The following is a 13967-nucleotide window of genomic DNA, read 5'->3' on the forward strand; positions in this document are numbered from 1 at the left end:
CCTCGAAAAACGTCGAAAGAACGCAAACGCGCTTATCGCGTTGCGGTTGCCGACGCAGCGGCCGATCGGGAGAAGTAGGCCGCAAGCGCGCGGACGTCGTCGTCCGTCAGACCCTTCGCGGCATTTGCCATGAGATGGCCGAAGCGCGTTCCGCCACGCTTTCCCGCCCTGAACAACCCAAGCTGCGTCTCGATGTAGGGCGCCGGCTGGCCGGCGATCGAGGGATAGAGCGGGCTGCGGTCCTGTCTTCCGTGACAGCCGAGACAGGCGGGCACATTGGCCTGCCTGACGCCGCTCTCGGCGATTTCCTTGCCGCGCCGGACAAGTGCTGGATCGCCGCCGCCGCCGGGGTGCATCGCCGGCAGGGCAGCGAAATGCTTGGCCAGGTCCGGCCAGAGTTGAGGCCCTGCCGCAATGGCGGGCAGGCTCATCAACCCGCTTGCCCGGCCTTCCTCGGCATAGGCACGCAGGCTTTCAAGCAGATACGCCTCGCTCTGCCCGGCCAGAACGGGTATCGCGGGACCGCGTCCAAAACCGTCCTCGCCGTGGCAGCGGGCGCAATCCGCCAGCGCTTGCGGCAGGGTTTCGGCAGCGCCTGCAGGAGGCGCAAGCCTTTCGCCATAGGCGAGATCGCGATAGGCGGCCTCATCCAGCGACGGCAGTTCGCGCAGCAAGGCGACCATCGCCCAGACCTCGTCGTCGCGTTCCTGCGTCGGCCAGGCCGGCATGCCGGTGAAACGCACGCCGTGCTTGACGATACGAAAAAGCTCCGCGTCCGACCATTCGCCGACGGCCCCGGCAAGGTCAGGCGGCTGCGGCAGCATTCTCATGACGACAGGAGATCGCGGCTCGCCCGGCGCGCCGTGACAGATGGCGCAGCCGCGTGCGAAATGCCCGGCGGCCGGCTGAATCGCATGGCGCGGCAGAGCCTCTGGAGCGTCGACCGCCAGGGCATAGGTGCGCACAGCCGATCGCATGGCGAAATGGAGGAACCATTCCGTGATCTTCCAGTGGCCGCTCGAGGCACCGACATTGAAAAAGCCGATCCAGGCCGCCAGCACCACGACGAAGGGCAGAATGGCAAGCGCTATGGCGAGCTTCTTCCAGCTGATATGCATCAGACCGTCTTCCGCGGTGGTGTGGCGAGGATGCGCGCGAAAAGCGTCACGCCGCCGGCCAGGTAGACCGCGGCGCCGACCAGAAGCATGATGACGCCGCCAAGTTCCTGATCCTGCTGGGCGGAAAGCGCGATGCCGAAGCAGCTTGTCTCGCCGGTCCCATAAAGCGGCCGCGGGGTCAGCGCCAGCAGCGCGCCGAGCAAGGTCATGTGGATGGACGTCAGAAGCAGGGCGAAGGCGCCGGCGGCATAGCCTGTGGTGTCCGAGCCGCGGCGCGGCAGGCAGGCCAGCCACAGGAACAGCCCGGCGGCAAGGAACGTGACCTGCTCGACAGCGGTGACAAACAGCGAGCTTTGCGCCAGAGCCCGCAAGGCCGGTGCGTGCCAGGACCAGACGACGATGAGTTCGACGAGGGAGGCGGGGAGGGCGAGGGTGAACGCCCGGCTCGCACCTGGTGTCGGGCCGAGCGGGACCCCAATCGCCATCAGCGGCGCGGCGATCGCCACCACTCCCATATGCGCCAGCATGTGCGCCGAAAACGAATCCCGCAAGCCATCGAGCAGCGGCCCGAGCCAGACCAGGAAGAGGACAAGGATGCCGAGGATGAGGCAGGCGCGTCTCACCGGATACACTCCGTCAGGAACAATGCAGGCATCGCGGTGAAGATCACGGCGATGAAGCTGAGACCCGAGAGCAGCAGCGTCGCAAAGCCCTGGAACAGGGTCCGGTCGCGTCTCGTCGGATCGTCGTGCGGCGGATCGTCTGTGCCGAAGCCCCATTGCCGCCAGGCGAGCCATGCTGACAGCGCGATCAGCGAGAGGGCGATCACGGTGGCGGCGGCGATGCCGGCGCGCACAGCGCTGAAACTCAGCCCGACAAGCTCGGGCTTGGCGCAATAGATCGCCGCGCCGATGTAGCAAACAAGGAAATGCGCAGCCCACACCACCGGCGCAGTGAACAGCGTCCACAGTGTCTCGATCTGTTTCGGGACAAGCCACATCGGCGCCTCACATCGCCGCCGGAAAGAGGCCGATGATGGCGAAGGTGGTGACGGCGGCAATCAGCAGGAAATGCCAGTAGAGCACCACATTGCCTAGATCCAGGTCATGCTTCGGCGTCAGTCGGCCGGCCAGCGAGCGGGCCAGGCAATAGGCCTGCATGACTGTGCCGAGCGCTGCATGGGCGAGCACCCAGATCACCAGGATCCAGACGATTGCGGGATAGACGTGGCGCGTCGGGTCCATGCCTGGAGACAATGGCGCGGCCAGGCCTGTGGCGGACGCGGCAACGGTCGTTAGCAGGGACAGCACCAGCAAGCCGCGCATAGTGGCCGTAGCGCCGCGCCTGTTGACCGTGCGTGCCGCCACCATCAGGCCCCACGCCGCAGCGAACAGGCTGGCAGCCACCAGCGACCAGACCGCATCGGGCCCGGCAATCCCCGCGGTGAAGTTGGCATGGATCGTCCAGTAGAAGAAATAGCCGAAGACGAGGCTGGCGAACGCGGTGCCATCGCCCACCATGGTGATGAACATCGCCCACCAGCCGACCGAATCGGAGCCGGAGGCATAAAGCGGCAGCCTGAGGCCCAGGCCGACATCCTTTTCCGGCTTCTCGGGGATTTCGCCAGTGCCCGTCCAGAGCCAGTAGATGACTGCGCAAAAGCAGATGATTGCGGCCAGCGCCGTCGCGATCCACCAGTGGAAGGTAAGCGCGATGAAGGCGCCTCCGAGCGAAAGAGCCGAGACGATGGTGACATGGGAGGTGCCGCCGACGCGCAGCACCTGGACGGGTTCGGCGTCGAGCACGGTGGTGACCAGTCCCTCGCGCCATCCCTCTTCCGCGTCGGGCAGATAATAGCGGCCTTCATTGACTTTGCGGGCAAGGTCCTTCTGGTCCCACAAGGGGTAGCGGCTGCGCACGATGGGTATCGAGCGGACGCCCCAGTTCTCCTCCGGCTCGGAAATCCATTCCAGCGTGCCGGCATTCCACGGGTTGAATTCGCCGCGCGGCTGCCGGTGCTTTGGCCTGAGCACGTCGAAGACGACCACCAGCACGCCCGCGGCGAAAATGAAGGCTCCGGCCGTCGAGATCAGGTTCAGCCAGTTCCAGCCGATTTCGGCTGGATAGGTGAAGACGCGGCGGGGCATGCCGCGCAAGCCGCTCAGATGCATGGGGAAAAAGGCGATGTTGAAGCCGCAGAACATCAGCCAGAAGGCGAGCCGCCCCAACCGGTCTGAGAGCTTCTTCGCGTCGATCAGCGGGTAATAGTAATAGAGCCCGGCCACGACCGGGAAAAGCATGCCGCCGATCAGCACATAATGGAGATGCGCAACGACAAAATACGTGTCGTGGGCCTGCCAGTCGAAGGGTGCGAGCGCCACCATGACGCCTGTCAGTCCGCCGATGACGAAGATGGCAAGCCCTCCGGTGCCGAACAGCATCGGGGTCGAGAAGATCACCCGGCCGGCCAGCATGGTGGCGATGAAGACGAAGATCTGCACGCCGGTCGGTATCGCCACCGCCTCGGAGGCCGCCGAGAAGAAGGCCAGCGAGATCTGCGGCAGGCCTGTCACAAACATATGGTGGACCCACAGGCCGAAGGAGAGGAACCCCGTCCCGACTGCCGCGAGCACGATCCAGGAATAACCAACGATCGGACGCTGCGAAAAAGTCGGCACGATCATGGCCATCAGCGCGATGGCCGGCAGGAAGATGATGTAGACCTCTGGATGGCCGAATATCCAGAACAGATGCTGCCACAGGAGCGGGTCGCCGCCGCGCGCCGCATCGAAGAACGGCCAATCGAACATCCGTTCCATCTCGAACAGGAGATCGCCGGCGATCAGCGGCGGGAAGGCGAACAGGATCATTCCGGCGACGATCAGCAGGTACCAGGCGAAGAGCGGCATCAGGTTGATGCGCATGCCCGGCGCGCGGCATTTCATGATGCCGACGATGAGCTCGACGGCAGCCGCGATCGAGGCGACTTCGATGAAGGAAAGACCGAGCAGCCAGATGTCGGCGCCAATGCCGGAGAACTCCTTGTCGGTGGCGAGCGGCGGATACATGAACCAGCCTGCCGACGGCGCCGCATTGAAGAAGATCGAGCCGCAGACGAAGATGCCGCCGAGCAAAAAGCTCCAGAAACTGAACGCTCCGAGGCGTGGAAACGGCATTTCGCGGGCGCCCAGCATCGGCGGCAGAAGGAAGATCGCGACCGCCTCGAAGATCGGTACCGCGAACAGGAACATCATCACCGTGCCGTGCAGGGTGAAAGCCTGGTTGAAGAAGTCGGCCGAGAGAAAATCGTTGTCTGGCACAGCGAGCTGCATCCGCATCAAGAGCGCGAGCACGCCGGCAAACAGCATGAAGGCGAAGGCCGCAGAGCCGTACCAGAGGCCGATCTGGTAATTGTTCACCGAGGTCCAGTAGCGCCAACCGGTCGGATTGGCCCACACAGCGCGCAGCCGCTGTTCCTGCGCCTTGTATTCTTCCGGCGAACGCTCCTTGACCGCAGCGCTCATCGCAGGCCCCTCAGCCAGGCGGCTATGGCGCGAATATCGTCCGGCGGCAACATGTCGAAGGCCGGCATCCCGGAGCCAGGCTTGATCAGGTCGGGCCGGGCGATGAACCGGGTGACGGCGTCTTCGGTGTTGGGCAGGATTCCGGCTGCGACGGTGGCGCGGGAACCGATATGCGAAAGATCCGGGCCGATCAGGCCGCGCGCATCGGTGCCCGCGACGAAATGGCAGGACCCGCAGCCATGGCGCAGGAACAGCGCGCCGCCGCTCGCGCCGGCCCCTTCCGCGGGAATTGCCTGGGCGGCAAGCCAGGACCGGAAGGCTTCGGGCGCCATCGCGACGGCCGAGAACGCCATCAGCGCGTGAGACGTGCCGCAATATTCCGCGCACGGGCCGCGGAATATACCAGCTTTGGTGGCCATGATCGAAAGCCTGTTGGTGCGGCCGGGGATCATGTCCATCTTGCCGCCGAGCGGTGGGAGCCAGAAGGAATGGATCACATCGGCGCTTTTCAGGGTCAATTCGACCCGCTCGCCGACCGGCAGCCTGATCTCGTTGGCGGAAGTGACCGGCGGTCCCTGAGGAGGGTGATAGACAACTTCCCACCAGAACTGCCTGCCGGTGACTTCGATCCGCAGGGCGGCGGGGCTCGCCTGGGCGAAGGGCCGAAGGCCAGGCATCAGCCACAGCGCATAGGCGAGCAGCGCACAAAGCGTGACCGAGGGGAAGACTACGCCGCCCCAAAGGATGATGCTGCTGGCAGATTTTTCGGCCAGCCTGCGGCGATTGACCAGGGCTGCATGAAGAAGCAGGCCGACCACGCCCAGCCAGATGACGGCGCCGCCGCTTAGCAAAACCCAAAACAGCATTTCTATCTGCTGCGCTTCCGCTCCCGCGGGCTCAAGTGCCGACTGAGTGCTCGACTGGGCGCCGGCAGAGCCGCTCGCGAGCAACAATGACGCAGCTGACAGGCTGAAATATCGACCCATTTGCAACCCCTCCGCGGTAAACCGGCGAGAGGGGAGGAAGGTTCCGGGCAATTGAGCTTTCCAACTGGTGGAATGAACGTGTCGGTCGAGTCCGAATGTAGGTTCCAGTCGGCGGTTTTGCGTGTCGGCGGTTTGCGCGCGAGTCTTGAGATGCGCTCCGGGATTTGCGATGAACGCGTCGATGGCTTTCTGCAACAAGACGCGGGCCTCGCGTGTCAAACCTTTGGGCCGGAAGTGGCCGGAGCTCGTGGCGCCGCAGAGGCTACGGATTCTTCACAGCAGTCCTTTTTGGTTCTGTCACCAGAAATCCTTGTGGTCGGTTACGATCTCTTCTTCGAGTTCAGGGAATGGGCCACGGATTGCTACATGGCGCCGTCCGGCGGCGAACACCTGATGACAACTCAGATCGAGGGTCAGATTCTCCGAATTGTCTCCGGTCAGCTCGGCCAGCCGCCTTTCGCTGAGTCCGTAGACCACGGTGCCGATGCCAGCCCAGTAACAGGCCCCGGCGCACATGCAGCACGGCTCGACCGAGGTCACCAGAGTGCATCGCTCGAGAAAGGTCGGGTCGTATTGCTGCGCGGCCGCGCGGGCCACGTTTGCCTCTGCGTGGCCAACGCCGCGATCCTGGGCGTAGGTGTTGCCCGACGAAAGCAGCACGTCGCCTTCCGGCCCGACCAGGAGCGCCCCAAAAGGATGATTGCCACTCGCCCGGCTCTCGGTGGCGATCTCCACGGCGAGACGTAGATATTCGGTATCGCTCTTCATGGCCGCCTCCTAGGGGTGCCCGTTCGTAACTGTACGCGTAAAGAGCTCTTGGACAATTTTCAACGAGTGACGAAACAATTGCGCTCGATCGCCGTTTGCGCGTCATGGCGGGTATTTTGGGCGGGTATTTTGGGCGGGTGATTTGGGCGGGTGTTGGATTGCCCAGAGGAGGCGACGATGAGCGCAACCGGCTTGGAAGTTTTTGACAAAACCCTGCAGACGACAAACATCTGGCTGGACGAGATCATGGCCGATCACGGGCCCGACAGGCGCGTGGCCTGGCATATGCTGGGAGCCGTTCTACGCACCTTGCGGGATTGGCTGCAGATCGAACTGGCTGCCAATTTGGGGGCTGAACTGCCGCTTCTTGTGCGCGGAGCCTACTATGATCGGTATCGGCCGCGTGATCTGCCGACGAGCAGCCGTTCGTTGGAGGATTTTTTGCAGCGGATGGCCGAGGAGATGAAATCCACTCGACCGGTGAATCCCGAGGATGCGACGAGATCCGTGTTCAAGGTACTCGCCAGGCATGTCGACCTCGGCCAGTCGGCCAAGGTGCGGGACGCGTTGCCGAAGCAGATCCGGGCGCTTTGGCCCGAAAGTGTTGGAGTCTAGCAGCAAGACCAAAGTCGGGCCTGCCGATGCGGTTCTCAACTGCCTCCGCCCGGGCGATCGTTTTCCTCGCGATACAGTCGCTCGGTGGCCCGATCGCTTTCTCTGCGCTCTGCAGGCCCACGGCGTCGCCACGTAAGGAGTGCGTAGGCCAGCACGATTGCCAGCAGTAGCGGGCCGCCAGCAACGACGATCAACCACATACTGTTCTCGAACATGGAACATCTCCTTTCCCTCGTTTCGTTACCGAGCACGAGCGAAACCGTTGCTCCCGGTGCAGGGTTGGACACCGCAGTGCAACTCTCTTCGCCGAATGGCCAGTGATTCGCCATTCAACTGCTGAACGCGGGCAACTGCTGACGCGGGCAACTGCTGAACGCGGGCAACTGCTGAACGCGGGCAACTGCTGGGCGGTTTATTCCCTCAGAAAGGCAACTTGTACCCAGCGGGCTGTTGCGCTCGGCAAGCGCTGGTGGAAGAATGGACTTCCCTCGGAAACGTTCCATTGTGCGAGCCATTCGCTGGCTGACTTCCAGGCGTTCACGATATCTGTCTGGACCCCTAACATCCGGTCGCGGACGCACTACGTGTAATAGGGAACCACAAAGGCTTTCCGACAGTTGAGTGAAGAGGCGACAGCAACCAGACCGGCCGGGGCGAGGAATACCATGCGCGAGAACCACTCCGACGTCTTCGATCTGTTTTCGGAGATTTACACCAATGCGGCGCAGGAGGAGATAAGCATCCAGCAATATCTCCTTGCCTGCCGCGAGGATAAATCGATGTATGCTTCGGCGCCCGAGCGGATGGTCGAGGCGATCGGCGAGCCCACCCTGATCGACACCAGCATGGATGAGCGGCTCGGCCGCATTTTCTCGAACAGGACAATCAAGGTCTATCCCACCTTCGCCGAGTTCTATGGCATGGAGGACACGATCGAGCGCATAGCCGGCTATTTCCGCTATGCCTCTCAGGGGCTCGAGGAGCGCAAGCAGATTCTCTATCTGCTTGGCCCTGTCGGCGGCGGCAAGTCCTCGCTCGCCGAACGGCTGAAGAAGCTGATGGAGGAGCGTCCGATCTATACGCTGAAGGTCGGCGGCCAGATCAGTCCGGTTTTCGAATCGCCGCTCGGGCTTTTCAATCCTGACCGCATGGGCGACCTTTTGGAGGACAAATACGGCATCGCGCGGCGCCGGCTGAACGGTCTTATTTCGCCATGGGCGGCCAAGCGCCTCGACGAACTGTCCGGCGACATCTCCAAGTTCAGCGTCGTCAAGCTGATGCCTTCGCGGCTACGCCAGATCGGCATCTCCAAGACCGAGCCAGGCGATGAGAACAACCAGGACGTTTCGGCCCTGGTCGGCAAGGTCGACATAAGACAGCTCGAGCATTTCAGCCAATCCGATCCGGACGCCTATTCCTACAGCGGCGGCCTGAACCGGACCACGCAGGGGCTGCTCGAGTTCGTCGAGATGTTCAAAGCGCCGATCAAGGTCCTGCATCCGTTGCTGACCGCTACCCAGGAAGGCAGCTACAACGGTACGGAAAACTTCGGATCTTTCCCGTATCAGGGCATCGTCGTAGCCCACTCCAACGAATCGGAATGGCTGCAGTTCAAGAACAACAAGAACAACGAGGCATTCCTCGACCGTATCCTGGTGGTCAAGGTGCCGTATTGCCTGCGGGTCACCGAAGAAAGGCAGATCTACGAAAAGCTGCTGCGCGAAAGCGAATTGGCCTCCAGTTCCTGTGCACCGGAGGTTCTCGACATTCTCAGCCGGTTCACCGTCTCGACCCGTCTGGCCGAGCATGACAATTCGCCGCTCTACACCAAGATGCGCGTTTATGACGGCGAGAACCTCAAGGACATAGATCCCAAGGCGAAGTCGGTTCAGGAATACCGCGATGCCGCCGGGGTCGATGAAGGCATGACCGGCGTCAGCACGCGCTTTGCCTTCAAGATCCTGTCGCAGACCTTCAACTACGACACCAAGGAAGTGGCCGCCGATCCGGTGCACCTGATGTACATTCTGGAGGAGGCGATCAAGCGCGAGCAGTTCCCCAAGGAAACGGAAGCTGCCTATCTCGACTTCATAAAGTCGGAACTGGCCACGCGCTATGCCGAGTTCATCGGCCATGAAATTCAGAAGGCCTATCTGGAGTCCTACAGCGAATACGGCCAAAACCTGTTCGACCGCTACATCGCCTATGCCGATGCCTGGATCGAGGACCAGGACTACAAAGACCCCGATACCGGCCAGATCCTCAATCGCGAGGTGCTGGACAACGAACTGTCGCAAGTCGAAAAGCCGGCCGGCATTGCCAACCCCAAGGACTTCCGCAACGAGGTCGTGAAGTTCACGTTGCGCGCAAGGGCGAGGAACCATGGCCGCAACCCGTCGTGGACGAGCTATGAAAAGCTGCGCGAAGTCATCGAGAAGCGGATGTTCGGCCAGGTCGAGGATCTGCTCCCGGTGATCAGCTTCGGCTCCAAGCAGGACAGCGTAACGGAGAAGCGGCATACCGAGTTCGTGCATCGGATGGTCGGACGCGGTTACACCGAACGCCAGGTCCGCCGGCTGGTGGACTGGTACATGCGGGTGAACAAGGCGGGCTGAGTCCGGCCGGGATGGTTCCATGCCGATCTTTGTCGATCGCCGACTGAACCCAAAGGACAAGAGCCTCGGCAACCGCCAGCGCTTCCTGAAGCGTGCGCGCGAAGAGCTGAAGCGAAGCATCCGGGATCGGATCCGTACCGGCAAGATCGCCGATGTCGACAGCGAGCACACCGTCTCGATGCCGGCGAGGGGCACAGCAGAGCCGAGCTTCAGCGATGCCAAGGACAGCGGCAGGCGACAGCACATCCTGCCGGGCAACAAGCATTTCGCCCCTGGCGACCGGGTTCCCAAGCCCGGCCAGGGCGGCGGCGGCTCGTCTCCCGGCAAAACGGTCTCGGAGGACGATTTTCGTTTCGTGCTCTCGCGCGAGGAGGTGCTCGACCTCTTTTTCGAGGATCTCGAACTTCCCGACATGGTCAAGCTCAACCTCAAGGAGATACTATCCTTCAAACCGCGCCGCGCCGGGTTCGCCGCGACCGGTTCGCCGACCAACATCAATGTCGGGCGCACGATGCGAAACAGCCATGGTCGCCGGATTGCGCTAAGGCGCCCCAAGCAGGAGGAACTCGATGCGATTGCGGAGCAACTCGCAATCCTGGAGGCCGAGCCGCAGAGCGCGGCGCCGGCACGCCAGCGCATTGCAGCGTTGCGGGAGGAGCTTGAGCGACTTGAGCGCCGCCGCAAGCGGATCGCCTATGTCGATCCCGTCGACATCCGCTTCAACCGTTTCGACGCCCAGCCCGTGCCGAATGCCAATGCGGTCATGTTCTGTCTCATGGACGTATCCGGCTCGATGGGCGAACGCGAGAAGGATCTGGCCAAGCGCTTCTTCGTGCTGCTGCACCTGTTCCTGAAACGGCGCTACGACCGCACCGAAATCGTCTTCATCCGCCATACGCACGAGGCGCAGGAGGTGGACGAGGAAACCTTCTTCTACAATACGCAAAGCGGCGGCACGGTTGTTTCCACGGCACTCGAGGAAATGCACCGCATCATCGCGCAACGCTATCCCAGCAACGAGTGGAACATCTATGCCGCCCAGGCGTCGGACGGCGACAATTTCGTCACCGATTCCGAGCGCTGCATCGGCCTGATGGACGGCCAGGTCATGCACCTGTGCCAGTATTTCGCCTATGTCGAGATCATCGACGAACGTGAGAGCCATATTTTCGGCACCACCGACAATGGGACCTCGCTCTGGCGCGCCTACAGCGTTGTCAACCAGCGATGGCCGAATTTCCAGATGAGCCGTATCGCCAACGCAGCCGACATCTATCCGGTCTTTCGCCAGCTCTTTGCCAGGCAGCCGGTCCTGCAGAAAAGCGCTTGAGGGGAGCCGATGGCGAACCAGACCAGCACGTCGGGCCAGACCAGCAAGTCGGGCCAAACCAGCAAATCAGGCCCAACCAGCAAACCAGGCCAAACCAGCAGATCAGGTTTGCTCTTTTCGGGGTCCGACTGGGATTTCAAGACACTGTCGCGCGCCTACGACGCGATCGAGGCGATCGCGATCGAAGAGCTTCACCTCGACATCTATCCGGTGCAGATGGAGATCATCTCGTCCCAGCAGATGCTCGACGCCTATTCCTCGGTCGGCATGCCGCTGATGTATCGCCACTGGTCCTTCGGCAAGCATTTCCTCTACCAGGAATTGCTCTATCGCAAAGGCGGGCGGGGGCTCGCCTATGAGCTGGTGATCAATTCCAATCCTTGCATCGTCTACCTGATGGAGGAAAACACAATGGCCCTGCAGGCCCTGGTGACAGCTCATGCAGCGCTTGGCCATAATCATTTTTTCAAGAACAATCATCTGTTCCGGCAATGGACGGACGCCAGCGCGATCCTGAGCTATCTGGACTTTGCCAAGGGTTACATTGCCCGTTGCGAGGAGCGGCACGGCGTTGCCGCGGTGGAGGCGATCCTCGATGCGGCCCACGCGCTGATGGAACAGGGGGTCTTCAGATATCGCCGGCCGCCGAAGCTGTCGTCGGAGCGGCAGCGTGTAGGCGTTCGTGAGCGCCTGGAGTACGAAGAGCGCTCTTACAACGATCTGTGGCGCACGCTGCCGCCTTCGAAGGGCGGAGACAATGTTGGGGCAAAGGATTCCAACATCGCGGAGCGAAAGAAAACGCTCAAGCTGCCCGAGGAGAACCTGCTTTACTTCCTGGAAAAAAACAGCTTGGTCCTGGAGCCCTGGCAGCGTGAAATCGTCAGGATCGTCCGCGTCGTCGCGCAATACTTTTATCCGCAGCGGCAAACACAGGTGATGAACGAAGGCTGCGCCACCTTCGTGCACTACACGCTGATGAACATGCTGTTCGATCGTGGCCTGATCAGCGAAGGCGCGATGCTGGAAATCCTGCGCAACCATTCGAACGTGATCTTTCAGCCAGGCTTCGACGACCCGCGGTTTTCCGGTATCAATCCTTATGCGTTGGGCCTCGACATGATGCAGGACATCCAGCGCATAGCGACCGAGCCGACCGCCGAGGATCGTGACTGGTTCCCCGATATCGCCGGCAACGGCAATTGGCGCGAAACCCTGCTCGACGCGTGGGCGAACCATCGCGACGAATCTTTCATCCGCCAGTATCTGAGCCCCGCCCTGATGCGGAAATGGCGGTTCTTTGTCCTCGCCGACGCCGCCAGCGAGCCGCATTACGAAGTCGCGTCGATACACAATGAGCGTGGCTACGAAAAGATACGCGCCGGGCTCGCCCAGAGCTACGACATCGGCGCGAGCCGGCCGGATATCCAGGTTGTGGATGTCGATCTGCTCGGCGACCGGCAGTTGCGACTGGAGCACAAGGTGAAGAACGGCGTCATGCTGGAGGAGGCCGGTCGCGACGCGACGCTGCGCCATATCCGGACCCTGTGGGGCTATGAGGTCAGCCTGGCGGCGATCGATGCGCAAACCGGCGCGACGCTCAACGAACGTTCGACCAGCCAAATCGGGGAATGACCAAAACGGGAATGGCCGGCGACGGCGTCGTTCTACCGCCGGGTTTTTACTCCTGGGTCCAATGCTCCGGGTCCAATGCCCTGGCCGTCGGACCCGGGAAGGTCGGTTCCGTGGGGATCTCCGGTGGTATATCGGGAGGAATTTCGACGGGCTGCCTTTCGGGGCTGGGAACGGGATCAGGCGAAGGCGGAGGAACGCCCGGAGGCTCACCAGGCGGAGTCTCCGGCGGAGCAGGCGGCCGGGCCGGCTCAGGATTGGGATTATCCGGTATCGGCACGGGATTGTTCGGGTCTGGATCAGGATCGGTCATCGGAGACTCCCCGAAGCTTGCTTCACATCTCCTCGGCGCCAATGTGTTTCCACTCAACAGCTCCGGCGCCAATCAATAGCTCGTTCTCGCTGTCGACCCCGGCCTAGACGTGGGTCGTTCACAGCGGCAAGTGTCTCCTTCCGTTTCCTCGGAGGAAGATCATCCAGGGTGACAACCATCGCGCCGAACGATGGTTCCATGGCTTGGCGGTGGGGCTCAATGCCGGCGGCGTTGAATAATGGAGCGGCGGCTCCACCTTCGTCGCCTTTACCGTGTCGGCGAGCACGCTATGTACGCCGCGTATTGCCAAGACGGTTCAGGGAGGAACAGCATGCGCGCGTTCATGATTGTCACCCTTCTTCTGGTCGCAATCGCAATGGCGCTGTCGCTCGCACACGCGTTGGAGTTGCCCGGCAAGTTGCGCCTCAAGGAGGCCACCTACAAATCTGTGCAGGAGATCTACTATCCCGGCTTCACGATCGGCGGGTTTGCCGAGATCGGCGGCATCATTGCACTCGCCATCCTGCTTTACCTCACGCCCTATCCAGGCGGTCGATTCTGGTGGACTTTGGCGGCCCTTGTCTTTCTGGTGGCGGAACATGCGACCTATTGGCTGGTAACACATCCCGTCAACAATTTCTGGGTGCAGGACGTCGCAGTGTCGAAACCAGCCGCGACGTTTTTTTCAATGCTCCGCCGGAAGCAAAGCGGCGACTGGAAAGACTTGCGCGATGTTTGGGAAGCCTCGCACGTCGCCAGGGCAGGCCTGGCGATGCTGAGCCTGATCTCGATTGCTGTCGCCGCGACATTTTATGCTGGGAGTGAATAGCGCGTGGGATGCGCAGCGACGCTACTTGTTCGTCCGCATCTTTTGCCTTGGATTGATCCCGCCAAGGGCGTTCGTGTCGTTCTCGACATCGCCCTCGATGGTGTTTTCGCCTTCGAGCAAGAGTTCGTCGCCTTCCTTGATCGTGCCCTTGGAGGTGCCGATGCCGGGATTGTTCCTCAGATCGGCATCGCTCGGCTTTTTCCACTTTGGATGTTTGGTTCCGCTCATGGCACAACTCCT

General features: G+C 61.9%; 13 protein-coding genes. 5 read left to right on the plus strand and 8 right to left on the minus strand.

The genetic code is table 11. The features are described 5' to 3' along the window. Nucleotides 1–32: 32 nt before the first annotated feature. From AC0L2K_RS15150 to AC0L2K_RS15175, 6 genes are all read right to left on the minus strand, one after another. Nucleotides 33–1118 (minus strand): c-type cytochrome, encoded by a 1086-nt coding sequence (locus tag AC0L2K_RS15150; RefSeq protein ID WP_473531694.1) that lies wholly within the window; start codon nucleotides 1116–1118, stop codon nucleotides 33–35. Then, a complete protein-coding gene (locus tag AC0L2K_RS15155; RefSeq protein ID WP_473531695.1) occupies nucleotides 1118–1741 on the minus strand; it encodes a cytochrome c oxidase assembly protein in 624 nt (207 codons plus the stop codon). The genes AC0L2K_RS15150 and AC0L2K_RS15155 overlap by 1 nt, the downstream gene beginning before the upstream one ends. Then, nucleotides 1738–2118, minus strand: a complete 381-nt coding sequence (locus tag AC0L2K_RS15160) for a hypothetical protein (RefSeq protein ID WP_128166553.1) — start codon at nucleotides 2116–2118, stop codon at nucleotides 1738–1740. Before AC0L2K_RS15160 ends, AC0L2K_RS15155 begins: the two co-directional genes overlap by 4 nt. A gap of 7 nt (nucleotides 2119–2125) precedes the next feature. Further along, nucleotides 2126–4642: a cytochrome c oxidase subunit I gene (gene ctaD / locus AC0L2K_RS15165; RefSeq protein WP_473531696.1), complete on the minus strand. Its 2517-nt coding sequence runs from the start codon at nucleotides 4640–4642 to the stop codon at nucleotides 2126–2128. Next, on the minus strand, nucleotides 4639–5628 hold the full coding sequence (coxB, locus tag AC0L2K_RS15170) for a cytochrome c oxidase subunit II (RefSeq protein ID WP_473531697.1): 990 nt from the start codon (nucleotides 5626–5628) through the stop codon (nucleotides 4639–4641). Before coxB ends, ctaD begins: the two co-directional genes overlap by 4 nt. A 297-nt stretch (nucleotides 5629–5925) precedes the next feature. Beyond that, on the minus strand, nucleotides 5926–6396 hold the full coding sequence (locus AC0L2K_RS15175; RefSeq protein WP_473531698.1) for a nucleoside deaminase: 471 nt from the start codon (nucleotides 6394–6396) through the stop codon (nucleotides 5926–5928). Nucleotides 6397–6573: 177 nt separating this feature from the next. Here AC0L2K_RS15175 and AC0L2K_RS15180 point away from each other — a divergent pair, with 177 nt between their 5' ends. After that, nucleotides 6574–7011 (plus strand): DUF2267 domain-containing protein, encoded by a 438-nt coding sequence (locus AC0L2K_RS15180; protein WP_473531699.1) that lies wholly within the window; start codon nucleotides 6574–6576, stop codon nucleotides 7009–7011. 35 nt (nucleotides 7012–7046) lie between these two features. Here the strand turns inward: AC0L2K_RS15180 and AC0L2K_RS15185 are convergent, their stop codons facing one another. Next, nucleotides 7047–7226 carry a hypothetical protein gene (locus AC0L2K_RS15185; RefSeq protein ID WP_023797793.1) on the minus strand — a complete coding sequence of 60 codons (180 nt, stop codon included), beginning with the start codon at nucleotides 7224–7226 and terminating at the stop codon, nucleotides 7047–7049. A gap of 450 nt (nucleotides 7227–7676) precedes the next feature. Between AC0L2K_RS15185 and AC0L2K_RS15190 the strand changes: the two genes are divergently transcribed. The 4 genes from AC0L2K_RS15190 to AC0L2K_RS15205 all read left to right on the plus strand — a co-directional run bounded on the left by AC0L2K_RS15190 (nucleotide 7677) and on the right by AC0L2K_RS15205 (nucleotide 13727). After that, nucleotides 7677–9626, plus strand: coding sequence for a PrkA family serine protein kinase (locus AC0L2K_RS15190; protein ID WP_023797794.1), 1950 nt, complete (start codon nucleotides 7677–7679; stop codon nucleotides 9624–9626). Between the two features lie 19 nt (nucleotides 9627–9645). Beyond that, entirely contained in the window at nucleotides 9646–10956 is a 1311-nt protein-coding gene (locus AC0L2K_RS15195; protein WP_473531700.1) for a YeaH/YhbH family protein, read from the plus strand. Nucleotides 10957–10965: 9 nt separating this feature from the next. Next, nucleotides 10966–12588 (plus strand): SpoVR family protein, encoded by a 1623-nt coding sequence (locus tag AC0L2K_RS15200; protein ID WP_473531701.1) that lies wholly within the window; start codon nucleotides 10966–10968, stop codon nucleotides 12586–12588. A 548-nt stretch (nucleotides 12589–13136) separates the two neighbouring features. Then, nucleotides 13137–13727 carry a DUF1772 domain-containing protein gene (locus AC0L2K_RS15205; RefSeq protein WP_287062108.1) on the plus strand — a complete coding sequence of 197 codons (591 nt, stop codon included), beginning with the start codon at nucleotides 13137–13139 and terminating at the stop codon, nucleotides 13725–13727. A 21-nt stretch (nucleotides 13728–13748) separates the two neighbouring features. Here AC0L2K_RS15205 and AC0L2K_RS15210 read toward each other — a convergent pair whose 3' ends face one another. Then, on the minus strand, nucleotides 13749–13955 hold the full coding sequence (locus AC0L2K_RS15210) for a hypothetical protein (RefSeq protein WP_029350518.1): 207 nt from the start codon (nucleotides 13953–13955) through the stop codon (nucleotides 13749–13751). Between the last annotated feature and the right edge of the window lie 12 nt (nucleotides 13956–13967).

The organism is Mesorhizobium sp. WSM4817 (assembly GCF_055811135.1).